The sequence below is a fragment of the Niallia sp. FSL M8-0099 genome, assembly GCF_038006945.1.
GTDB lineage: Bacteria > Bacillota > Bacilli > Bacillales > Cytobacillaceae > Niallia > Niallia circulans.
Window position 1 is genome coordinate 643,559 of sequence record NZ_JBBOWF010000001.1, and the last position, 24,417, is coordinate 667,975.

At 34.8% G+C, this 24,417-nt stretch carries 19 protein-coding genes; 6 read left to right on the top strand and 13 right to left on the bottom strand.

Going from position 1 to position 24,417, the window contains the following annotated elements; genetic code table 11:
- Positions 1 to 1,231 precede the first annotated feature (1,231 nt).
- The 9 genes from NSQ92_RS03055 to corA form a co-directional block, all read right to left on the bottom strand.
- On the bottom strand, positions 1,232 to 1,414 hold the full coding sequence (locus tag NSQ92_RS03055) for a hypothetical protein (protein ID WP_047945004.1): 183 nt from the start codon (positions 1,412 to 1,414) through the stop codon (positions 1,232 to 1,234).
- The gene (locus NSQ92_RS03060; protein ID WP_053215823.1) at positions 1,407 to 2,129 is read right to left on the bottom strand and encodes an ATP-binding cassette domain-containing protein; all 723 of its coding nucleotides are present in this window, start codon (positions 2,127 to 2,129) and stop codon (positions 1,407 to 1,409) included. Before NSQ92_RS03060 ends, NSQ92_RS03055 begins: the two co-directional genes overlap by 8 nt.
- Positions 2,130 to 2,140: 11 nt before the next feature.
- A complete protein-coding gene (locus tag NSQ92_RS03065) occupies positions 2,141 to 3,925 on the bottom strand; it encodes a hypothetical protein (RefSeq protein ID WP_341152370.1) in 1,785 nt (594 codons plus the stop codon).
- Positions 3,926 to 3,995: 70 nt separating this feature from the next.
- On the bottom strand, positions 3,996 to 4,349 hold the full coding sequence (locus NSQ92_RS03070) for a PadR family transcriptional regulator (RefSeq protein ID WP_047945006.1): 354 nt from the start codon (positions 4,347 to 4,349) through the stop codon (positions 3,996 to 3,998).
- 378 nt (positions 4,350 to 4,727) lie between these two features.
- Positions 4,728 to 5,708: an ABC transporter permease gene (locus tag NSQ92_RS03075; protein ID WP_095330149.1), complete on the bottom strand. Its 981-nt coding sequence runs from the start codon at positions 5,706 to 5,708 to the stop codon at positions 4,728 to 4,730.
- The gene (locus NSQ92_RS03080) at positions 5,701 to 6,615 is read right to left on the bottom strand and encodes an ABC transporter ATP-binding protein (RefSeq protein ID WP_341132236.1); all 915 of its coding nucleotides are present in this window, start codon (positions 6,613 to 6,615) and stop codon (positions 5,701 to 5,703) included. Before NSQ92_RS03080 ends, NSQ92_RS03075 begins: the two co-directional genes overlap by 8 nt.
- Positions 6,608 to 7,402, bottom strand: coding sequence for an SGNH/GDSL hydrolase family protein (locus NSQ92_RS03085; protein WP_341132237.1), 795 nt, complete (start codon positions 7,400 to 7,402; stop codon positions 6,608 to 6,610). The genes NSQ92_RS03080 and NSQ92_RS03085 overlap by 8 nt, the downstream gene beginning before the upstream one ends.
- A gap of 196 nt (positions 7,403 to 7,598) precedes the next feature.
- Positions 7,599 to 8,444, bottom strand: coding sequence for a YitT family protein (locus NSQ92_RS03090; protein WP_369989488.1), 846 nt, complete (start codon positions 8,442 to 8,444; stop codon positions 7,599 to 7,601).
- Between the two features lie 175 nt (positions 8,445 to 8,619).
- A complete protein-coding gene (corA, locus tag NSQ92_RS03095) occupies positions 8,620 to 9,567 on the bottom strand; it encodes a magnesium/cobalt transporter CorA (protein ID WP_061797628.1) in 948 nt (315 codons plus the stop codon).
- Positions 9,568 to 9,799: 232 nt separating this feature from the next.
- Between corA and NSQ92_RS03100 the strand changes: the two genes are divergently transcribed.
- Positions 9,800 to 10,498: a response regulator transcription factor gene (locus NSQ92_RS03100; RefSeq protein WP_061797625.1), complete on the top strand. Its 699-nt coding sequence runs from the start codon at positions 9,800 to 9,802 to the stop codon at positions 10,496 to 10,498.
- Between the two features lie 268 nt (positions 10,499 to 10,766).
- Here the strand turns inward: NSQ92_RS03100 and NSQ92_RS03105 are convergent, their stop codons facing one another.
- From NSQ92_RS03105 to NSQ92_RS03115, 3 genes are all read right to left on the bottom strand, one after another.
- Positions 10,767 to 12,143: a hemolysin family protein gene (locus tag NSQ92_RS03105; protein ID WP_047945012.1), complete on the bottom strand. Its 1,377-nt coding sequence runs from the start codon at positions 12,141 to 12,143 to the stop codon at positions 10,767 to 10,769.
- A gap of 497 nt (positions 12,144 to 12,640) precedes the next feature.
- Positions 12,641 to 13,978 carry a hemolysin family protein gene (locus tag NSQ92_RS03110; protein ID WP_235844455.1) on the bottom strand — a complete coding sequence of 446 codons (1,338 nt, stop codon included), beginning with the start codon at positions 13,976 to 13,978 and terminating at the stop codon, positions 12,641 to 12,643.
- A gap of 298 nt (positions 13,979 to 14,276) precedes the next feature.
- Entirely contained in the window at positions 14,277 to 14,825 is a 549-nt protein-coding gene (locus NSQ92_RS03115; RefSeq protein ID WP_061797621.1) for a GNAT family N-acetyltransferase, read from the bottom strand.
- A 311-nt stretch (positions 14,826 to 15,136) separates the two neighbouring features.
- Here NSQ92_RS03115 and NSQ92_RS03120 point away from each other — a divergent pair, with 311 nt between their 5' ends.
- From NSQ92_RS03120 to NSQ92_RS03140, 5 genes are all read left to right on the top strand, one after another.
- Positions 15,137 to 16,435, top strand: coding sequence for a methyl-accepting chemotaxis protein (locus tag NSQ92_RS03120; RefSeq protein WP_161798423.1), 1,299 nt, complete (start codon positions 15,137 to 15,139; stop codon positions 16,433 to 16,435).
- Between the two features lie 237 nt (positions 16,436 to 16,672).
- Positions 16,673 to 17,125: a helix-turn-helix transcriptional regulator gene (locus NSQ92_RS03125; protein ID WP_047943022.1), complete on the top strand. Its 453-nt coding sequence runs from the start codon at positions 16,673 to 16,675 to the stop codon at positions 17,123 to 17,125.
- A gap of 484 nt (positions 17,126 to 17,609) precedes the next feature.
- On the top strand, positions 17,610 to 18,899 hold the full coding sequence (locus NSQ92_RS03130; protein WP_341152371.1) for an MFS transporter: 1,290 nt from the start codon (positions 17,610 to 17,612) through the stop codon (positions 18,897 to 18,899).
- Between the two features lie 419 nt (positions 18,900 to 19,318).
- A complete protein-coding gene (locus NSQ92_RS03135; RefSeq protein WP_047943024.1) occupies positions 19,319 to 21,079 on the top strand; it encodes an ABC transporter ATP-binding protein in 1,761 nt (586 codons plus the stop codon).
- The gene (locus tag NSQ92_RS03140; protein WP_144545345.1) at positions 21,076 to 23,088 is read left to right on the top strand and encodes an ABC transporter ATP-binding protein; all 2,013 of its coding nucleotides are present in this window, start codon (positions 21,076 to 21,078) and stop codon (positions 23,086 to 23,088) included. Before NSQ92_RS03135 ends, NSQ92_RS03140 begins: the two co-directional genes overlap by 4 nt.
- A gap of 428 nt (positions 23,089 to 23,516) precedes the next feature.
- On the opposite strand, the gene NSQ92_RS03145 is transcribed toward NSQ92_RS03140, so the two are convergent.
- Entirely contained in the window at positions 23,517 to 24,326 is an 810-nt protein-coding gene (locus tag NSQ92_RS03145; RefSeq protein ID WP_047943026.1) for an alpha/beta hydrolase, read from the bottom strand.
- Positions 24,327 to 24,417 lie beyond the last annotated feature (91 nt).

Genomic DNA, 24,417 nt, shown 5'->3' on the forward strand with positions numbered 1-24,417 from the left:
CGCGCTGAGCCGCTTCGGCCTAAAGGCCTGCAGGGTCTCAGACTGTCTCGCAGATCCCACAGGAGTCTCACCCCTTTCACTCCAATCAATGCATAATAATTCCATTTACATTTCCTAAATTCCTTTTGTCAACAAGCTGAAGGCTGCATTATTGCAGCCTTTTGCCATAATAGTTGATTTATCTTGTGGAACAAACGGGGCAGGTTAGTCAAACAAGCTGATAGTATAAAAGCAAAAACGGAACTTCTCCCAAAATGGGAAGTTCCGTTTTTAGTGTGCCAGGCATGTTCATCAACTAGACGGTGAAAGTCCGTTATGGGCGTTGGGATATGCGAACCATTAGCCGAAAGCAAGGGTGTCCATGTGACTTGGAATCTAAAGGAAGCTCTAGGCAAACCCTCGGTCTGAGGTACACGAATCACATTCGAGGTTTCTGTTCCAGGACGAGTTTGCTAAACAAAACGAAGTCCTAAATATCCCCAGATGGTGCAGGAATAAATGTGCAGATGGATGAGGGGAAAGTGTATGAACTTACCCTGGGAGATCTCTTAGATACCTTAATTTAAGAACTTGCTTAGCGATAAGTAACTGAACTAAGAGAAGTCAGCAGATGTCATAGTACCAATCCTCAGGATTGGGAAGGACGGAATGAAAGGAGCGACCACGTTAGAGCGATTTACGGGGAAACAAAGACACAGCCAACTTATGACTTTATGACAGGAAGAATGTTCGGAAAACAGGATTCATCCATAAAGTGTGGAGTTCACCTCGTGTAACCTTGAGAACATGGGAACAATATGAAATCACAACGGACAATTATTGAACAAATTATGGACGAGGAAAATCTGAACCAAGCTTTTAAGAAGGTTAATAGAAATAAATGAGCAGCAGGAGTCGATGCGAAAGATATTGAAGCTACTCGCCTTTACTTAATAGAAAAAGGAACAGACTTAATTAATCTCATAAAAGAAGGAAAATACAAGCCCCAACCAGTAAGAAGAGTAGAAATCCCAAAACCAAGTGGAGGAAAGAGGCTGAGGAATTGCGAAATAGAAGTTGTAATAGCTGGAAATGAATAGCTTAATACTAATATCTTAAGAATACAAAATAAATTTACAGCATTCCACTCGACCACTATTTGGAGTCCGTGGTGAGGGAAATGCTGGTATATGATTGATTTAATTGGAATTTAGGATAAATAGATAACTTAAAACTAATCTATTCTACTGGGCTATTTTCCCTTCTTATTCTTTAAATTTTTATATTCAACAGTTAAAAATGCCAACACTGCAATAAGAATACAAGTGATAATAGTAGCATCTTTAATATGTCCCATATACAATGAAAAAACTAGTGGAATAACAGCAAATATAGAAAATACTAACGCTCCTATAATGTACAGCTTCTTATTCATAATCTTCCTCCGTTAGTCTTAATGTGGATAAAAAATAATCTTCTAATGTAGAATATTTGTCGGTTACCGAGGTAATTGACATGTTTTCCTCTAGGATTTCACCATTTTTAATCAAGATAAGAGTGTCACAAAAATGCTGAGCCACTTCTAATTGATGTGTAGATAAAAGTACTGCATTTCCTCTATTAGCATAATCTCTTAGTATAGTCTTAATTATCTTCATATTTAATGGGTCAATACCTGATATAAATTCATCTAGCAATAATAAGGATGGTTTACTTAAAAGAGTAGTAAATAAGGCAATCTTTTTTTTGTTTCCTAAAGAAAAATTCTTTATTTTTTTTGGTAATTCATTATCCATATCATATAGAGCAAGGTCTTCATAAGGATTTTTCAGTTTGATTTCAAAAAGACTAATCATCATTTCTATATATTCAAAGCCTGTTAATTCTTCATATAATAAAGGGTAATCAGGTATAAACATAACTGGATGAGATGTCTTATGGAGTGAATCTTTATTTGCTAGAATTAGTATTTCTCCTGAATCTTGTTTTAAAAGACCTGCCCCTATTTTAAGTGTGGTCGTTTTTCCTGCCCCATTCGGTCCTAAAAATGCAACAATTTTATTCTTTGGTAATGAAAAACTAAGATTCTTTAATATCTCTTTTCCTTCAATTATTTTATTTACGTTTTTAACCTCTAAAATATTTTCCAATTTATCCCCTCCTATAAAGAAAAATCATCTAAACTCTTATAGTTTATTAATTTAGATTTTATAAGCGCAATAATAGATCCTAAAAGTATAAAAAATAAGGCTATAGTTCCAAAAACATTTACTATTAGATATTGAGAGATACTTATGTAATCTGACATTAACAACGCTGCTGGTAACATTAAACACGGAATAAATACACCAACTGTTAAGTACTTTATAGAGTTCCGTATAGTTTTTTGATCTGGATAATCTTCAAGTTGTTCAAGATTCAAAAAGTTATAATGCGGACATATAACTGATGGTAAAAATAAAACAGTGCTTAATAGCAAATAAAATAGCATATGATTGATAACGATAATGATCGCAATCTTGCTGGGAATTCGATTAATAATTATAAAAACAATGTCACACACAATAAATAACGGCAGTGTAGTGATTAAAAATAGTCGAATCTTGTATAGAAATATAGACCAAACATTATTTTTGGAGATCAGATGTAATATGATACGATTTCCAATACTATCTAAAGAGTACATTCCGTTTAAATTCGAGAACATTGTAGACACATAAAAATATACAAAAAAGTAGAAATAAAAGGATAAAATAAGATGATACATCTTATCTGCTGGCTCAAATATTTGGATGAAACTAGTGTATATCCCAACCTGAATCCAGAAAGAGAAAGGTCCAAAAATTATCGGAAATCTATTAAAAAAATAGTCTGTGCGTAAATCGCTTTTAATTAAAAATGTAATATATGGTTTTGTTTTTATCATTCCACTTAAAGAGATAATCCACTTTTCATAAAAAGAAAGTGAGTAATTTTTATTAGAAGGTTTAGAGTTATCAAAGGCTAAAAAAACTGATAGTCCGCCTGCAATAAGAATTAATAAACAAAAAATGAGTAAATCATGAAACTCTAGGTCTCCAATTGCGTAATTTGCTAAAATGCTATTTGGCAAAATGTGAAAAGAAATCACATATTCTAGCGGTCCAAATAATTGTCCTAGAGATGTGATGCCAAGTTGCATCCATTCATAATATTCTTCAATCTCTATATTATTTGATGTTAATGGAAAGTCTTTAATCCAAGGCATTAATGATTTGCTCAACTCTAATGCTGTAACTAATAGAAATGATCTTATAAGAATACTTGTAACAATTCGAAATAAAGAATTTACTCTCTTTTTTTGTAAGTTTATATATCGGTTATGAAAAATGGAGCTCATTATTCCAAGTAGCAGGAAACACAAAAATGCAATTAAAGATATGAGGATTATCTTTATTGGTTTTAGACTTAACAAATGCCCAATTGATAGCATAATCGGCACATAGGTTATTAGGAAATTTCGCGAATCCCATATTAAAGTTTCCAAATAAATATAAATATTTGATTTTTGCGCACTAATCTTTAGATTAATAATTAACCAATCTCTATCAATAGACTGCAGCTGCCATTTAGAAGACGCAATACCGGCAACAATAGCATGTATGAATATGATAAAGAATAGTATTGACCATAGCAGATGATAATCTTCCCTTAGGGTAAAGAGGAAGCGCATAGCTAGAGTTGAAATGATACTGGATGGTTGCTCATTTATAATTAATCGTTCATTTAGGATAGTTGATTTAAAAAGGAAGTAACTTCCTCCTAAAAGGGTAAAAAAGTTAATGAAACTCCATATAACAATCCAAATCCATTTATTGTTCACCTGTTTATTTTTAAAAAAGAGAATATGGTTTATTTGATTTTCCCATCTGATTTTTAATTTCCATTTGATCCAATTGAGTAACAATATTTTCCCGCCTTTTACTGTGCTCTAAAAAAATGATTGTTCATAATCAGCTCTTTAATAAGTTATTTCATTAATTTGTATCATTATGGATCACACTACTTTTTCTTTTTAATAATAAATTACTAAACGAAACTGCAACTACTCTCCACTCTTTTGCGATGCTTTCAAATTCATTTTTACCATTGTCTGTTAAATAATAGTACTTTCTGTTATGCCCTGATGCAGCTGTCATTGTCTCACTGCGAATAAATCCGCTTTTCTGTAATCTGAGTAGTACTGGATATATGGTTCCTTTACTTATCTTAGGCAATCCAGCTTTTAGTAACTTTTTTGATAATTCATATCCATAGACTGGCTGTTCTTCTATAATGCCCAATATGCAGCCATCTAGGATTCCTTTTAACAATTGAGTTCTAATGGACAAACTCTATAACCTCCTCTACTAAATTGCATTGCAAGTTAGTTATTCTAATGACAGCTACCTTGCATAGCAAAGTAGCTGTCATAATTATAGAATAATTTCTTTGTGCTTTCAACCAAAAAAAGAATTTTTTATGATTTAGATTAAATTTGTATGAATAAAAGAATAAATATGACAGGAAAATTGTTAAAACCAGGAAAAGAGTGTATATTACCTCACACTCTTTTTGTATTAAATATTCCGATTCCTCTTCTTCGACCGTGAAGTATTGGACTTAAACTAACGTGGGCGTTAGTCAAACAAGCTGAAAGTATATAAGCAAAAACGGAACGTCTCCCAAAATGGGAAGTTCCGTTTTTATGCGTATAACAACATTAAACTTTAGTAAACATCCCTTCTTGTAAAGACAAGGAAGGAGATAATAATCCCGGCAAGTCCCCAAATAGATAGTACCATCAGGGAAAATGGAAGAGACATGCCTTCTATTGGCGGTATATTCCCTTGGAGATAATCTGTTAGACGCAAGTTTACCATAAAAAAGTATTTGGCTGATTCCCATGAAGAAGCGATCGAACTAATGATAGTACCAGAAATCAAGAATGCGAGCATAGCGCCCATTCCTGCTGCTGTACTTTTAATAAGGACAGAGAACATAAAGGAGAGCGTCCCTACGACAACAGACACAAACCAGCCGAGTCCAAAAATCATGAGAATGTATTGCCATTGTGGGACTAAATGGACATTGGCAGTATTTAATTCACCAGCCTCCACGGTAAATCCAGTTAGCACTGGTGCAGTCCATCCCGTATATCCAAAGAATAATCCGGAAATGAGATAAGAAAATAGCCCGAACATAAGTAAGATAAAGGAAACCGAGAGAATAAGCGTAATATATTTGCTTAAAAGGATTTTCCAACGCCGTACCGGTCTTGTCAGCAACAGCTTAATGGTCCCTAAACTTTTTTCCGAAGAAACCATATCAGCTGAAATAATCATTACCATTAACGGTAGCAGCAGCTGGATGGAATTATCGAGAAACACGCGCAAAAAGGTGGGAGCACCTGGATCTTGCGGGTTGATGTTATGGTCGAGATAATACTGACTTTGGTCGATGCGAACTTTTAACTGGGAGCGGAATTCTTCGGAAATCCCGCTTGAACCGATTCTGTTTTGCATATCGACAATTGATTGCTGCAGGGTGACGCGCCAGTCTGTATCGCCAATTCTTTTTTTGACATTTTCCATTTCACGATGCTGTGCATAGGTAAACATCATGATCATTATTCCGATGATAATCGTCACAACCAATAAGCGTTTACTTTTCACGAGCTTTAGCATTTCATTATAGATGAGTTTATTCACCGACAGAATCACCTCCTGTCAGCTCTAAGAATAGATGCTCAAGCGAAGGGATTTGCCGATTCATTTCTTTTATAGCGACATTGGCTTCCATCAATGAACGACTCCACTTAGAAACTTCTTCTTCTATATAGGGGGTAATCACCATTTCTTCCTGGACTGTGACAGATGGAGCAAGTTTATTCAAGATTTCTATTCCCTTTTCTAACGGGGTAAATCGCCAAATTAATTTTTCCTTTTGCGTCAGTAAAGTATGTACTGATTCAGTATGGATGATTTTACCGTCTAAAATAATGGATACACGATCACATAAGAGCTGAATCTCACTTAATAAATGGCTGGAGACTAATACACTTAGACCTTCTTCTTTTGCCAGAAAACGAATGAACTGCCTCATTTCTCTTATCCCAGAAGGGTCTAATCCATTGGTTGGTTCATCTAGTATCAAAACTTTCGGCCTGCTTAATAATGCCTGTCCAATTCCAAGACGCTGGCGCATTCCTAGGGAATAAGTTTTTACTTTGTCATGAATACGCTCCGTTAATCCTACTAACTCTACAACTTCTGTTATTCGCTTATCATCTGCATTTGTCAGCATTCGTGCGAAGTATTTTAAGTTTTCCCATCCGGTCAAATAAGGATAAAGCTCTGGATTTTCCACAATACAGCCTAAGCGTTCCATTGCTTTGGCAAAATCTTTTTTGACATCATAGCCGCAAATGGATATTTGACCAGAGGTAGGTTTGATTAATCCAACAAGCATCCGGATGGTTGTTGTTTTCCCAGCACCATTTGGTCCAAGAAAACCAAATACTTCTCCGCTTTTTAATTCAAAGCTAATGTCTTTAATAATAGCCCGCTTTCCGATTTTTTTCGTTAAATGCGAAACTGATAACGTAATGTCACTCATTGTCATTTACCTCCCAGGAAATAAGGGATGCTACCCGTTCAGCCATCAGCTGATAGCCCTTTTTATTTGGATGGAAATGGTCAGAATATAAATATTGCTGAACATTTTGCTGAAAAATATCATAGGTTGGAACAAAAATAGTTTGCGGATAATTAGCACATATTTCAGCAGTCGCATTATTCCAAGTGCGGACTACCTGGGAAGTTAAAGCACTATTGTCTAAATCATTAAAAGGATTATATAAGCCCATTAAATAGATGGGGATGTCTTTATTAATGGATCGAATCGATGTAAGTACCGCCTGCAATTGTTTGGAATAAGCTTTCATTAATTTGTTTATAGAATCTTCATTGAGTTCAGATAAGGATTCTCCCCCTTGAAAAAGATCGTTCCCGCCAATTGTTATAAAGAGAAGATCAGCATGAGTTATTTGTCTTTGTACTTCGTCTTCTTTTACTTGTTCGGCCAATTTATCGGTCGTTAATCCTTTGATCCCATAGTTGGTAATAGTGATATCTTCCTCTGTTTTTTCTTCTAGAGCATCAGAAAGATAACCAACATAACCCTTCCCAGTATCATCGCCGGTTCCACGGGTAAGGGAATCACCTAGAGCTAAAAGGCGTATGTCATCTTTCTCCATTTCTTTTATTTTCTCTTCACTAGCTATTTTGGCGCTTCTTTCAGGCTGAATGTTATAGTCGATTAATACCCAGCCTAAGCCAATTAGCCAAAGTAAACAAACAAAGCTTGAGCCGATTATAATCGATAATGTTATGTTTTTCCGCAAATCATAACCTCCTATCAAATGAAATTTTTCACAAAAAAGAAGAGAAATAAACCTAGGAATAGTTTTGATTTTCTATTTTCCTGACTAAGTATGGAGTTATTTGGAAGGTTCCAAAGTGCCCATAGAAGGAAGATTGCGTAGAAAGAGGGAGCCTAAAAAATGTTTAGCTTTTTAGGCAATAACAAAGAGAAAAATATTAATGAATATCTTTTTTCTTAAACCTGCCTCCGCGAACTTCCGAGATGTTGGCAACGGCAAGAAAGGCAGCAGGGTCCAACTCTTCAATAATTGTTTTAAGTTTTGCTTCTTCGAGACGGTTAATGACACAGAAAATGACTTTTTTCGTGTCACCAGTATAGGCACCTTCACCCTTTAGATATGTAACGCCGCGCCCAAGTCTTGCTAATATCGTTTCTCCGATGATTTCTGAATGATCGCTAATAATCCAGACTGATTTTGATTCATCCAGACCAGCTATAACAATATCAATGACCTTAAAAGCAATAAAATAGGCAATTAGTGAATACATTGCTCGATTCCACGAGAAAACAAATCCAGCACTAATAAAGATGAAGACGTTAAAAAACATAATGATTTCGCCAACAGAAAAGGGGCTTTTTTTACTGAAAAGGAGAGCTAATACCTCTGTTCCATCAAGGGAGCCGCCGAAACGGAGGACAATTCCCACACCAATGCCGAGGATAATACCACCAAATACCGTTGCGAGAAGTAAATCAGATGTAAATACAGGTACATCGTGTAATAAAATTGTAGTAAGAGAAAGGACTGTGATACCTAGCATAGTGGAAAGAGTAAAGGTCTTGCCAATTTGCTTGTAGCCGATATAGAAGAAGGGAATATTAAGTAAAAAGATAAAATAGCCTAATTTCGCACCAGATAAATGGGAGAGAATGATAGAAATTCCGACAATTCCTCCATCTAGTATTTTATTAGGAACAAGAAACTCCTCAATGCCTATTCCCATTAAAATACTGCCGATAATAATGAAAATTATTCTCTTTGCTAAAACTCTTTTCGGCATAATCTTATGCTGTGGTTTTTCTAGGATAGCCTCTGTTTGAAAATTTGATGACTCCATCGTTAATCCCCCCAAATTCTATGTAATAATCCTATATGGTGAAAATAGTGATAATTCTATTTTATCATAATAGTTTTGAAATATAGCTAATCAATGCTCTGCATTTAATAACAGAATATTATTTAAACCATCCTTTTCTTTTGAACAATATAAACATGCCCACTCCTATGCTGGCCATAACAAATAATAGAAGGAAGTATCCATATTGCCAGTGCAGCTCCGGCATATTTAAAAAGTTCATCCCATATAAGCCTGCTAAGAAACTTAGTGGCATAAAAATAGTTGTAATAACAGTAAGGATTTGCATAATTCGATTGGAATGATGAGAATTATAGGATAGATAACTATCCCTTATGTCTGTTGTTAATTCACGATTGGATTCAATTAATTCACTGATTTTTAATAAATGGTCATAGATATCAGAATAATATTCTCTTTTCATTAAGAGAGCAGCCAGTTTTTCCGTATTAATCATTTGATGTAATAAATCTTTCATTGGGACGACTGTATGTCGCAAGGAAAGCAGCTGGTGCCTAGTAGAAAATAATTCATCCAGCAATGCTTCCATCGTTTTATTAGTAGGATTTTCATCGATTTCTGCGAGAGAATCCTCAATTTCATAGACAATAGGAAAATAATTATCTACAAGGTGATCGAGTAGCTGATAAAGAACCGTGTATTGTGTCCATGCTGCAGTTTCCTCTTTTAGTAACATTTCTTTTACGGCATTGACTTCCACAGAGGCATGATGATGGAAAGTAACGATAAAATTTTTCCCCAAAAAAATATTAAGCTCGTCCTTCTTCACTGTTTTAGGATTTAAACAATGAGTGACAAAAAAGGTATAGGTTTCAAAATAATCAATTTTAGGCCTTTGTAAATTATGAAGACAATCTTCAATAGATAAGGGGTGAAAATTAAAAGGATGATGTAATTTTTCAATTTCTTCATCGATTGGCTGATCAAAGTCAACCCAAAACCATTCATAATCACCTGCAACTAGCTCTTCAACGGAAAGATTAGTGAGTAGCTGCTTCTCTTTATTTATAGCGAGAGAATGAATCATATCAATAACTCCTTTATAGGTGGTGTTATTAACTAGGATAGTTCATTTTATTAGTTTACTACAATTAAAAAACTTTTTATGCAGAAATATTGGATGAATCGTTTAGAGTTTTGGTTGTTTCAAATAAAGACACTATTTTTCTTCCTTTTCGCTAGCTGGAAATGAAACTTGCACATTACATCTGCTATAATAAGTAGCAAAAAAGGAATGCTAGAAAATAGGAAGTGTTAGGATGAAAATACTTGTAATCGAAGATAATGAGAGTGTTTGCTCCATGCTGGAAATGTTTTTCTTAAAAGAAGGATATGAAGGGAATTTTATTCACAATGGAAAAGAAGCTTTAGACTTTTTCCTAGAAAATCAAAACTGGGATATTATCATTATTGATTGGATGCTGCCAGGAATGGAAGGCGTTACGATTTGCCGTAAGATTAGAGAAGTTAGTTCTGTTCCGATTATTATGCTTACTGCAAAAGACAGCGAATCAGATCAAGTGCTTGGCCTGGAGATGGGGGCAGATGATTACGTAACAAAACCATTCAGCCCGTTGACATTGATGGCAAGAATTAAAGCGGTAACGAGAAGATACCAAAAAGAAACAACGAACCAGGTTGAAGACAAGTTTCTTACAACAGAGCATTTTAAAATAAGCAAGGAAACAAGAGAAGTCATCTATAATAATAAAGTAATGACTAATTTAACACCGAAAGAATTTGATCTACTCTATTATTTAATCAGTAATCCAAAACAAGTTTTCACAAGGGAACAGCTATTAGATCGAGTGTGGGGCTATCAGTTCTATGGGGATGAGAGAACGGTAGATGTCCATATCAAACGGTTAAGAAATAAGATTGGCACAAAGGAACAACCTTTTATTCATACTATTTGGGGTGTAGGTTATAAATTTGATGAGTCAATGGTGAATGACTAAAGAAGAGAAAATTTATTTCCATTCTGCTTCAATCAGCTACGGCAATTGAATGAAATCTCTTAGAAGGAGAACATAGCCTTAACGAGTACCCTATCGAAAGCGAAGTGTATTCAGGCTGCGGTGATCACCACAAACCTTCGTTCTTAAATTTAATTAACCCCCGAACAATTATACGAGTATTTTTTAGTGTGTACGTATAATTGTTCGGGGGTATATTTGATTGAAATACTTATGTCCCACCCTCTATTTAAAGTTGGTATTAAATGTTTTAGGACACAATCTCAGCCTCAGATGAAGGAGAGGGAATGGATTGCTGCACCGTAATATGCTTTGTTTGCTGTACCGGGACATCGGATAATTTTTTTACTTCGACGTATTTAATATGATGGTCTTCCATTTCCACAATTTTAAAAGCGTAAGATTTGAACATAACTGTGTCTCCTTCTGACGCTTCGTAATTAGAAGTGAGAATCCAGCCGCCTAATGTATCGATGACTTCATCGTTTATGTCTATTTGCAGTAAAGCATTTACTTCATTTATTAACACCTTAGCATCCAAGATATAATGATTTTCCTTTATAGTGCGTACAGTAGGGACCTCTTCCTGATCAAATTCATCCCATATATCGCCAACAATTTCCTCAATAATATCTTCCACTGTAACTAATCCAGATGTTCCACCATATTCATCCATTAAGATGGCCATATGAATACGATCTTTTTGCATTTTTAACAATAGATCTTGAATAGGATAGGTTTCAATTACACGGATGACAGGCCTTATATATGGCTTTAATGTTTTAGTCGTTAGATCTCTTGATTTAAGTAACTCTGTCATGATTTCTTTTACATTAATCATGCCGATAATATGATCTTTATCCCCATCTGTAATTGGATATCGAGTAAATTGCTCTTTTTGGATAAGGTTAAGCAACTCCTCTAATGTACTTGATTGTTCAAGAGAAGCAATTTCTGTTCGTGGTACCATAATTTCTTTAGCTATTCGATCATCAAAATCAAAAATATTATTTACATATTTAAACTCCGATTGGTTGATTTCACCATTTTTATAACTTTCAGAAACAATAATGCGAAGTTCTTCTTCTGTATGTGCTAACTCATGCTCAGAAGCAGCCTTTATTCCAAACATTCTTGTAATAATTCTAGAAGAGCCATTCAAAGTCCATATAAAGGGATAAAGCAGTTTATAAAATAGGATTAATGGTTTTGCTGCCCATAAAGTAATTTGTTCTGCCTTATGAATGGCGAATGTTTTGGGAGCAAGTTCACCAACTACTACATGTAAAAAAGTAATGAAGGCGAATGCTAAAGAGAAGGATAAGACGGTTATTGCTGTATCAGGAACATGGATAATTTGTAGTAATGGTGCTAAAACGTGCTGAACTGTTTCTTCGCCAATCCAACCAATACCGAGCGCTGTAACAGTTATCCCTAATTGGCAGGCAGATAAGTATTCATCGAGATTGCTAGTAACCTTTTTGGCGGAAAGGGCATTTTTATGACCTTCCTCTATAAGCTGATTAATCCTTGAACTACGAACTCTAATAATAGCAAACTCTGAAGCTACAAAAAAAGCAGTCAAAGCAATTAAAATGGCTATTATAACCAAGTTAAATATGTCCAAATAAATTTCCTTATCTCGTTTACCGAGTAAGGAGTCACCTCCTGATTAATTCAGATTGAAATGAGCGAAATCTCTATCGAGTACAATCTAGTAATAAAGTTCTTTATTTTCTACACATAATCACAGTTTTTCCAGCCATGAGGATGCACCAGTGATTTATATTTTATAAAAAAATTACATTTATAAAGCAGGTTCGATGCGGAAGCTAGTATAATAAACGTTTGTATGAAAGAAGCTGTATGAAGTTTCTTTATTTAGATAAACAATCCCATTATACCACCTCGCAATTGTTTAGTTTTACTAATTATTATACGGTAAGCCAAACTATCCAGTCAAACTTGATAGCGATTACTTTTTTAATTTTCTGTCTATAAAATAAATATATGAGAAAAGAGAAATTTCATGTTAATTGTCTTATATCCAAGATATGAAAGAAGAGGGAACAAAAATAGTACGATGAACCGTTCTTACACATAAAACGGCTCATCGTACAAAATTTATTTATCTTCTGCTAAGGGTGCAGGTATTTTTTGAACATCAAAGCTAAAAATATGCTGTCGAATCATTTTATCAATCTTGAATAAGTAGCCATTATATTCGATTGTTTCCCCTTTTTTTAAATTCGGATTTTGATATAAAATCCATCCACCAAGTGTATGAATATCTTCTCGATCGATTGATAGCGATAAAACCTCGTTTACCTCTGTCAGGGGAAGCTTGGAATCAAGAATATAGTGATGATCATTAATTTTTTGAATAAGAGGCGTTTCCTCTTCGTCAAATTCATCTCTAATCTCGCCAACGATTTCTTCTAAGATATCTTCCGCAGAAATTAGACCAGCTGTTCCACCGAATTCATCATGAAGAATGGCAATAGACGTTCTTTCCTTCTGCATCTTTAAGAAAACAGCTTGAATTGGAGTTGTTTCGATTATATGAATAATCGGTTGTGCATACTCCAATAATGATTTATTTTCATAACCTTCATTTTTTAACCAGTCCGTTAGTAATTGTTTAATATGGATAAAGCCAATAATGCTGTCTTTATCATCATTTTTGGTAAGTGGATACCTCGTATAGCGTTCTTTTTGAATGATATTTATTGCTTCATCAATGGATAAATGGTCTGATAAAGTAACCATTTCTGTTCTTGGAATCATAATTTCATTTGCTAGCCGGTTATCAAAAGCAAAAATACGATTAACATAGTTGTATTCAGATAAACTAATTTCCCCATTATTGTAACTTTCCTTTAGTACAATCTGCAGTTCTTCTTCTGACAAGGCGTCACTATTGGTTGTAGGATTGGTAATTCCCCATAACTTCGCTACTTGTCTAGATGATTTGTTGAGAATCCATATAAAAGGATACATAATGTTATAAAACCAGATTAATGGTTTACTCACTAATAAAGAGACCTTCTCTGTAAGGATAATAGCAACAGACTTCGGAAAGAGCTCTCCAATCACTACATTAATATATGTAATAATAGAAAAAGATAAAACAAAGGCTAAACCTTGTGATAAAGCAGCTGGTACAGCCAACTCATTCATTAAAGGCTGAATCAATTTCAAAATAGTAGGTTGTCCCAACCATCCTAATCCTAAAGACGTAATAGTAATTCCTAATTGGCAAGCCGAAAGATAAGCATCAATATTTTCAATGATTTTTTTTACAGTACGCGCATTTTTGTGGCCTTCCTCTGCAAGTTGCTCAATTCTTGCAGGTCGCACACGAACAATAGAAAATTCTGTTGCTACAAAAAAAGCAGAAAAAGCAGTCAGTATGACAATTAATAGTAGTTGCATTCCAATCATTATTTCGTTCATCACCATTCTTTTGTTCTCAAGGCAGTATTAGTTTACAATCTTTTTGTATCCTAAAACTTCTATTTTCTTATATTATACCTTTTCTTACATAAAATAAAATCGTGGAAGATAAAGAGAGGAAGAGGATTCAAGCGATTCTTTGTTATTATTCCACTCTTAACGGGCAATAAAACGGCTAAAATAGAAAATGTGTGTTAGCGAAATTTGCCCGTAAAGTAGTTAAGTGCATAAACCTCCAGTAAGATGAGAAATACGTCCTGCAGATAAAAAATTCTTTCTTCTCGTGTACATGTGGAATAGAAATCTAATATTTGGCTGCCCATTCTCTGGCCAGCATGCTATAGGAATATAGGTCATGGAAATGGTCATAAAGAAATTCGCCATCTCTGATAATTCCTTCTTTTTTAAAGGAAAGTTTCTCAGGAATTGCTTGGCTTTTGCTATTTTTTACCCCACATTGTATTTCGATTCTGTTTAGCTTTAAATAGTAAAACGCATAATTTAAGATAGCAACAACACATTTTGTCATAATGCCATGCCCTTGTGCATCTTCAGCTAAAAAATAGCCGATGCTAGCTTTGCGGCTTGCCCAATCAATTTGTTGTAATGTAACCATTCCTACTAATCTGCTATTAAAAAAAATACCTGCATTTAGTTCTGTTTGCTCTGTGAAAAGTTGATTCCATATGGGAATGATTGTTTGATATTGATAAGGAGAAGTTATTTGATCCACCCATGGAAGCCATTTTCTTAAATACTTCCTATTTTTATTCACTAATTGAAATAGTTCATGAGAGTCCGTCCGCTCTAATAAACGTAATTTAATCTGTTGATCTACAAATATATTAAACAACATCAGTCATCCTTTCTAATTTTCTAAGAAGGAGATATCGTTGTATTTTATGCTTAGAAAAAAATTTGGCTCGTAAACTTTCCGATTCTTACGTGAATGAAAAAAAAATTAGGCATTTCTCCTATTTTTATTTCTGTAAAAAAATTTATAAAAGAATTACAAATAAAGGCTAAAAAATGGGTAAAAATTACCGATATTAAAGACATAGAGAGAGAACAAAGTTATTATATGTGAAAGCGTTTTAAGGATATTTAAAGGTGTTGCTAGGAAATGGCTCCTTATTATGGACGGCGGAAGAGAGGATGTTACGAATGAAAAAGAAAGATAATTTTAAAGGGAAATCGCTTATTGGGTTTAATGTGCTTCTCCTTATTACTACTTGTATTAGTGCTTTTAGCGGGTTTTTTATTGCTAAAAACGAAAATTTGCAAGGCTTGTTATCCTTCACTTATAGCGATTATTTAATCATAGTAGCTTCAGTAATTATTCTTACTATATTAAGCGCACTGGTTTTTAATGTGCTAATGAAGGGGAAATTAAAAGCCATATCCCGTCTTAATGACAAGGTACATAGGTTGGCACATGGTGATTTATCTGTTGAATTCAATGATAAATCGAAAGATGAAATTGGCCAGCTGAATCGTTCTATTAGCGAATTGCAAGAAAAGTTTGCCTTCCTTGTTTCAAGCTTGAAAAATGTAAATGAAACTGGAATAAGTCAAGCTAGTGATGTATCTGTAATTGCTGAAGAAACATTGGCTAGTGCAGAAGAAATTGGTAGAGCAATGGCTGAAATTGCTGAGGGAGCTGTTAGCCAGGCTTCCGAATTAGAAGAAGTGAAAAGAGAGATAGATAGCTTAACCAATTCCATCGATAATATGGAAGGGAAAAATCAAATCATTAAGAAAGCAACTGAAAATGCTCAAGAAGCATCACATAATGGACAAAAGACTATTAATACTTTAAAAATTTGTAATGAAAATGCTAGCAAATCAACGAATGAAGTAAGTATTGGAATTAGTGGCTTATATCAAAAAGTCTTAGATATCTCTAAAATTACTTCTACAATTAATAGAATAGCAGAACAAACAAACCTGCTTGCTTTAAATGCAAGCATTGAAGCTGCTAGAGCCGGTGAGCATGGAAAAGGCTTCTCAGTTGTTGCCAATGAAGTTCGTAATTTAGCAGAAGAGACAAATTCGGCTACTAAACAGATTCAAGATATGATTCAAAATATCGAGAAAGAAATGGAAAGCACGGTTATGTCCATTTATGAAACAACTAATCAAACCGCTGAATTAGATACTGCCGTAAAGGATACAGAAAAAGAATTTACAGCAATTGCTAGGGCTGTAGTAAATAGTATTGAGGCAGTGAAAGAAATGACAGTAGAGCTAAACCGAGTTGTAGAGCAAAATAATCATATTTCTAGCTCTATTGCAAAAGTATCAGAAGTATCAGAGTCAGTTGCAGCGGCAGTGGAACAAATTGCTTCTAGTACAGATGAACAAACTTCTGCTATTGGAAATGTGGCAAAAACAGCAGAAATAATGAAGAGCAGTAACGAGGAATTAAAGGATTCGCTAACACAATACAATCTAGCAAAATAATAAATAGGAAAGCCTTGTTTTCATGGAGAACATAGGCTTTTTTTATTTTTATTTAGCTTCTGCCATTACTAGTTCCTTTTTTAGGAAGTAAAGCAAATATTTAGTCAAATAAAGTTGGAGAATAAAAATAAATTTTAAATAACAAATAGTTTTAAATTGAAATTTGTCTAAAGGAAGCTTATAATATAGTAAATATGGTGTAAAATTACACATAACTAATAAGGGAATGAAGAAACTTTGACTAGAGAAGAAATTATTGAGAGTGTATCAGAAAAGATGAGATTAATACGCACAGAAGCGGGATATACCCAAGATAAGATGGCAGAGGTTATTGGCTTGTCAAAAAAGACGTTAGTGCAAATTGAGAAAGGTAGGCTATATGCTGGCTGGTCTACTGTAGTAGCAGTTTGCGCACTCTTTAGAGAAACTGAAACAGTTCGCTTCTTATTTGGTAATGAACCTTTAGAGGTGTTGGAGACCGTTGCTCGTGATGGAATGGATTACCGAAAAGAGAAAACATTGGGCGGAAAAGTATGGTGGAGAGAAGTAGAAAAAAAGAACGGATTTATTCTGCAGCAGAATATCATTAGTCAGCATTTTCGTATTATTGACGAAGATCATTTCCGGATTTTTTCTAGCTTTGACGAAAAAGAATCAAAGGATCGTTTTAATGAACTTTTAGGCGAATAAGCACCGTGAAATAAGATATAGGCTGTTTTTAAATTAATCTTGAATGACTGACCAATTCAAGATTAATTTAGGGACAGCCTATTTGTTTTGGAGAAAAGGTATATGTCCGTGCAAGTTTTGCTTGCTGCTTGCTAAGGGGACAGAAGCGTTCTTTGAGCCCGAGAGGAAGAGAAGTCAAGGGAAAAGGGAAAAGGGAAAAGAGGACGGGTCACTGTACCGAAAGAAAGCAGAACAAAGAAAGAAGAGAACAGTGAGAGCAAAGAGCCTCCCATCCTGCTGATATAGTTAATAAGTAACAACAGAGCAATCTCTATTTTTCATCGGAAGAGAACCCTCACTTCCTTACTGAAATGGAGGGGCATCAGCCTTTATAATGGAATTTCTTTCCGTCTGTAGACCGACGAAGAAACCATCGGATGAATGTTCTTATTCCAAAGGAAGAAAGCTAAAATGAACTCATCAACTAAAGGATGAGGGATAATAGATGAAGAAATTTGCAGAAATATTCAAAAATACGAGCTTTACTAGACTCTTTATTGCCAATGTCACTTCCCAAATGGGCAGTGTTATTGGTTTAACGGCTTTTATGTTTTATATTCTCGATCGTTTTTCTGAGCAGCCTGCTTATGCAACAGTGACTGAATTAATGTTTTCTTTGCCAACTTTAGCCGTGTTTTTTTTAGTCGGAGTTGTAGCAGATCGGATGGACCGCCAAAAGATTGCCTATTATTGTGAGATGATTGCAGCTGTATTGTCACTATTTGTGTTGGGGGCAGTTCTTATTGGCTGGATGCCACTTATTTTTATGATGTTGTTTTTAAGAAGTGCCATTCAAAAATTCTTTTTCCCAGCGGAACAAGGTATTCTGCAAGGCGTATTAAAAAAAGATGATTTTACAACCGCAGCAGGATTAAATCAATTAGTGAATAGTATCTTTATGTTATTTGGTAATGCGATTGGAATATTTGTTTATTGGACACTAGGCATTTATGGCGCAATCTTAGTGGATGTAGCAACCTTAACTATTAGCGGATTGCTTATTAAATCAATGAAGCTGGATGAAACTGTTCGAAAGCCTAATGGCAGTCATACTTTAAAGGAATTAAATATTCGCTTTATATGGAGTGACTTTATGATTGGCTTAAAATATATATTGACCAATAAGTTATTGATGGCATTAATATATGGATTTATTGCCTTTGGAGTGGTCAATGGTGGATTTAGCGTCATGCAGGTCTTTATTTTGAAATATAAACTAGCACCTGATAATTACGAACAAGTATCGATTTATTTTGGAATTGTCTTTGGAGCAGGGGTTATGATTGGAAGTTTCCTTTCCTCTCTTCTTGCACAGAAGGTTAAATTGTATAAGTTGATTATCACTGGCGCATTTTATATTGCCATAATGACTATTTTGGCATCTTATTCACCGAATATCTTAGTCTTCTTAACCATCTGTTTCTTCTTAGCACTGGGGCTTCCGCTGATTAATATTGCAATAGGAGGCTGGATGCCGACGATTATTGAGCCGAAGATGATGGGAAGAGTTCAAGGGTGGATAACCCCGTTAATGATGCTGTCACAGTCTATTACATTAGGACTTATCTCTATTGGTTATCCTAAATGGTTTTCTATTGAAATAATATACTGGTTTGTCGGTGCTTGCTTTCTTTTAGTCGGTTTTTATTACAGCCTAGTATTACCTAAATTAGCAAAAGAAAAGGAGGCAAAAGACGCAATAGCTGGAAAAGAAGAAGTTCAATTAAATTATTAAAAATCTATAATTTTCGGAATAATGGCAATTGACATTATAAAATCTACATGTTAATCTCAATTATATTGGAAAATAAATGTAGAGAAAGGAGGAGTTACCGATGAGAAGACTAAATAGACATGATGTATTTATAACTTCATATGTCGGTAACCTTCTGCTTTCTTTTCGATCATTTTAGTGCGGATGTAGATGGTTGCCATATAGGTAGCCTGTGTAGTTTTCTGTCATAAAAGAGATAGATCGCATGGTTGCGGTCTGTCTCTTTTTTTGTGGAAAAATTCTTAATTGGGTGATCAACATTTGTTTTCAAAAAATAAAGGAGGAGAAGGTAATGATTGTTATGATCAAAGAAGCAAGAAAGGCATTAAAGGATTTAGAAAGTGGCTAGTTGCAGATGAAGAGAGACAGGGGATGAGTGAATGTTTTCGATATTTTTTAAATTAAAATGGTTTTTTAAAGAACATTGGAAGAGTTATACAATAGCTATTATTCTTTTAATTTTTGTAGGGTTTATAGAAGTGTTACCGCCCAGAATCCTCGGCATGTTTATTGATGAACTAACGATTGGATCATTAACGAGCAATAAGACATTGGTCTATATACTTGGGGTGGCAGGGATCACCATAAGTACGTATATTATCACTTATTTTTGGATGTATAAGCTATTTGGTGGAGCCAATATTTTAGAATTGAAGTTAAGAAGTAAATTTATGAATCATCTATTTAAGATGACGCCAACTTTTTTTGAAAAAAATAAAACAGGCGATCTAATGGCCAGAGCAACCAATGATTTAAAGGCTGTTTCCGTTACAGCAGGATTTGGAATTTTGACATTGGTTGATTCTACGATTTTTATGCTGACGATTTTAATTACAATGGTGATTACCGTAAGCTGGAAATTAACATTGGCAGCAATTCTTCCACTGCCTATTATGGCCATTATCATGCAAATATATGGGGAGAGAATCCATAAACGCTTTATGGAAGCACAGGATGCATTTGGTGATATGAATGATAGTGTTCTTCAGTCTATTTCAGGAGTCCGAGTAATCCGTGCTTATGTTTTGGAAAAAGAAGAACAAAAACAATTCCATCATTTCACAGAAGATGTCTATAAGAAGAATTTACATGTGGCTAAAATAGATTCTTTATTTGATCCAACTGTTCGAATTCTTGTTGGTTTAAGCTATCTAATTGGACTTGGATATGGTGCTTACTTAGTGTTTCAACAGCAGTTGACAATTGGGCAGCTTGTTACATTCAATGTTTATTTAGGAATGATTGTTTGGCCAATGTTCGCTGTTGGTGAATTAATGAATATTATGCAGCGAGGCAACGCTTCTTTAGATCGGGTCCAGGAAACATTGAGTTACAAGGCGGATGTAAGTAATCCGGAGAATGGAAAGACAGAAGAAGTTCCTGAAATTATTCAGTTCAAAGATGTGCAATTTCAATATCCATCGTCTAAACAAGAGAATCTTCGTGACATCTATTTGACCATTAGAAGAGGAGAAACAGTTGGGATTGTTGGGAAAACAGGTAGTGGAAAGACAACGATAATTAAACAGCTGCTTCGAGAATATCCGAAAGGGGAAGGGAAGCTGGTGATTAATGGGAATAGCATTGATTCCATTGATTTGCATACATTAAGAGGCTGGATTGGCTATGTTCCCCAAGATCATGTCCTTTTTTCAAAAACAGTGAGAGAAAATATCTTATTTGGAAAAGAAGGTGCTGCTGAAGGAGAATTAGAAGAAGCAATTCGTCTTGCCTCTTTTGACCAGGATATCGAAATGCTTCCAGAGGGGTTAGAAACACTTGTAGGGGAAAAAGGAGTAGCTTTGTCTGGGGGACAAAAGCAGCGGATATCGATTGCGAGAGCACTTATCCGTAAACCAGAAATTCTCATTCTAGATGATTCTTTATCAGCGGTAGATGCAAAAACAGAACAAAAAATTATCACGAATATAAAGAAAGAACGACAAGCAAAAACAACGATTATTTCGACTCATCGAATGACTGCTGTTCAGCATGCCGATCATATTATTGTGATGGAAGATGGCCATATTGCAGAACATGGAACACATGAGGAGTTAATGAAACAAAATGGCTGGTATAAGGAACAATATATAACGCAACAGACAAAAGTGGAGGCAGATGAAGCGGAGGTGAAAGCATGACTACTGGTAAACGATTATTTCAATATGCATTAAAATTCAAAGGTATTATTATTGCTGCGTTAATCATGCTGACAATTGCTGTTATCGCCGATCTGGCTGGTCCATTTGTTGCTAAAAAGGTAATTGATGATCATATAACGGGGATTGAATCACAATGGTATCAAACAGAACCAACAAAAGAGGCAGTAAAATATAAGGGGAATTTCTACAAAAAAGCAGCGTATCTTGATTCCGATGAAGAAAAGCTTGCAGAAGTAAGAATCCTCCAAGTGGGAAGACAATTTCTTTTTGTGGAAGGGAAGATTTCATTTGATGGAAGTCGCGAGTTTCATGACGGAACATTGACTATAAGAAAAGGGACAGACGTAGAAACATATCCTGCCACGCTGTTATCAAATGCGGAAGTATTTGATTTCTATAAACCCGAGATTACGCCTATTTTAAAGCTGTTATCTTTTTATTTTGGATTAGTCATTATTTCTGCCATTTTCCAATATGGCCAGCACTATTTATTACAAAAGTCAGCCAACCGAATTATTCAGAAAATGCGCGAAGATGTATTTGCCCAAATTCAGCGGTTGCCTATCAAATATTTCGATAATCTTCCTGCAGGTAAAGTAGTTGCTAGAGTAACAAACGATACAGAAGCAATTAGGGAACTATATGTAACAGTCCTATCCAACTTCTTCTCTAGTGGAATTAATATTATTGGAATCTATATTGCCTTATTTATCTTAAATCCACCACTTGCGGCAATATGTTTAATTTTACTGCCGATTTTATATATATGGATGATCGGATATCGCAAATTTGCTTCCCGATACAATCATGTTATTCGAGCGAAAATTAGTGATATTAATGGAATGGTTAATGAATCTATTCAAGGGATGCATATCATTCAGGCGTTTAGCAAAGAAAAACAAACGAGAAAAGAATTTGAGAATTTAAATAACGAGCATTTTCGCTATCAAAATAAGATGCTTCGATTAAACAGTCTTACTTCCCATAACTTAGTGAACGTGTTAAGAAACATCGTATTTGTTGTTTTCATCTGGTATGTTGCTGGTCAGTCTTTATCAGCAGCTACAGCACTTTCTCTTGGAATGCTCTATGCCTTTGTTGATTATATAAACCGACTATTCCAGCCAGTACAAGGTATTGTCAATCAATTGGCCAATTTAGAACAAGCACTTGTTGCAGGGGAACGAGTATTTGAATTATTGGATGAAGATGGAATAGATGTGAAAGATGTTACATTAGAAAGATATAAAGGAAATGTCACCTTTGATCAAGTTAACTTTGCCTATAAAGATAACGACTATGTGTTAAAGAATATTTCCTTTGAAGCAAAACAAGGTGAAACAGTTGCATTGGTTGGTCATACGGGATCTGGAAAAAGCTCGATTATGAATCTTTTATTCCGTTTTTATGATATTCAATCAGGAAAGATTAAGATAGATGGAAAAGATATTATGTCATTTTCAAAGCAAGATCTTCGTAAATATATGGGAATTGTTCTCCAAGATCCTTTTCTATTTACAGGAACTATCGCGTCCAATGTAACCTTAAACGATCCTTCTATTTCACGAGAAGCTGTGGAGAAAGCATTGAAGGATGTTGGGGCAGATAGAGTATTAAAGCATTTAGAAAAAGGATATGATGAGCCTGTGATAGAAAAGGGAAGTACTTTATCCAGCGGACAAAGACAGCTCATTTCCTTTGCAAGAGCTCTGGCCTTTGATCCAGCAATCCTAATTCTAGATGAAGCAACAAGCAGTATTGATACAGAAACAGAACAAATAATTCAACATGCAATGGAAGTCCTAAAAGAAGGCAGAACGACTTTTATTATAGCCCATCGTTTATCAACGATTCGCAATGCGGATCAAATACTTGTCCTTGATCATGGGGAGATAGTAGAAAAAGGGAACCATGACGAATTAATGGCAAGAAAGGGCAAGTATTATCAGATGTATCAGTTGCAGCAAGGGGCAAGTTTAGTAAGTTAGGAAAAGTTAATTATTGTGGAGAAATAGGAACACCCGAGATTTGCCTCATTCGTTTTATATGGCAAGCCTCGGGTGTTTTTTTGCTGTAAACTTTAACTATTCTATTATTTTGCAAATGCTAGTACCATTTTTTAGTTATGGGAAGACTTCCTTAACTTAGTATGCTATTTTTATAAAAATAGCGATATCAAAACGGATTAAATTGACTTCTCCGCAGTTTAAACAAAATGGTATAAATTTTATTTGCGCTATTTATAGACATTTTGTTTTAAAGGCCATAAAGTCTGTACCTTCTGTACATTCACTTCTTCCGTATTTAAGTTCATTTTTATTTTGATAATAACCACGCCTCCATCTCTTCTATCCGATTTAACCTCCAAAAAAGGGATTAGCCCACCTGATTGCTTTAAAACCTTTTTTAGTAAAATTCATTTATCATTTATAAAACGTATCGTTTTATTGATTAATGGCAGTAATACAGTAAGATGATCTTCTTCTTTAAATTCATGAAAAATATGCTGGAAGGAAGGAGAATGATAATACTGCAATTTCTCAGAGAGAGTAATTGCCTTTTGATGCATTTGTGTAAAATGTGATTTCTCTTTTTCTCCAACGGTAAGCAGCAATTTATTTGTGTCTAGATTGTTTAGCCTTTTGGGAAAGAAGTCTAGCTCTTTTAATAGCTGCTCTTCGTTCCAATGGATGGATGGGCTGCTTGCCAGATAATATTGAAACGAAGAAGGGACGGTGAAGAGTGTATAAAGAACAAAAAGACCTCCGAGTGAATGACCAGCAATCATTTGCTTTTTTGTGTTTATTGGAATGTTTTGCGCTACTAATGGCTTTAATTTCTGTTCGATAAAGGAAAGAAATTGTCTGCCGCCGCCAAGAGGAGGCCATTGTGTGCCAGTTGGATTTTTAGGAAGCTGTGTCTGGTCTGCATGAAAAGTAAAGTCGAAATATCTTTCCTCACTATAAGGTTCAGTAGTTTCATAGCCTATACCAATGATAACAGCAGGATGTAATCCGGTTTTTTCTCGTGTTCTAGTCTGCAAGCGTACCGCTTCTACATAACTACCAAAATTAGCGTTGCCGTCCAAAAGATAGAGGACAGGAAATCCATCTTCAGGAACGGGGATATTTGGGATATAGACAAAGAGTTTATATTTTTTTGTCTCATCAATAGAATATGTCCAAATTTCTGTATTGGGAATATAAAAGCTTTCTTTCCATTTCATCAAGAATATCGCCACCTATTTCTTTCTATGCAATAATTTGGTAAAATAAGTGATAATGATTATCAATATTAATTAGGTTAATATATTGTAC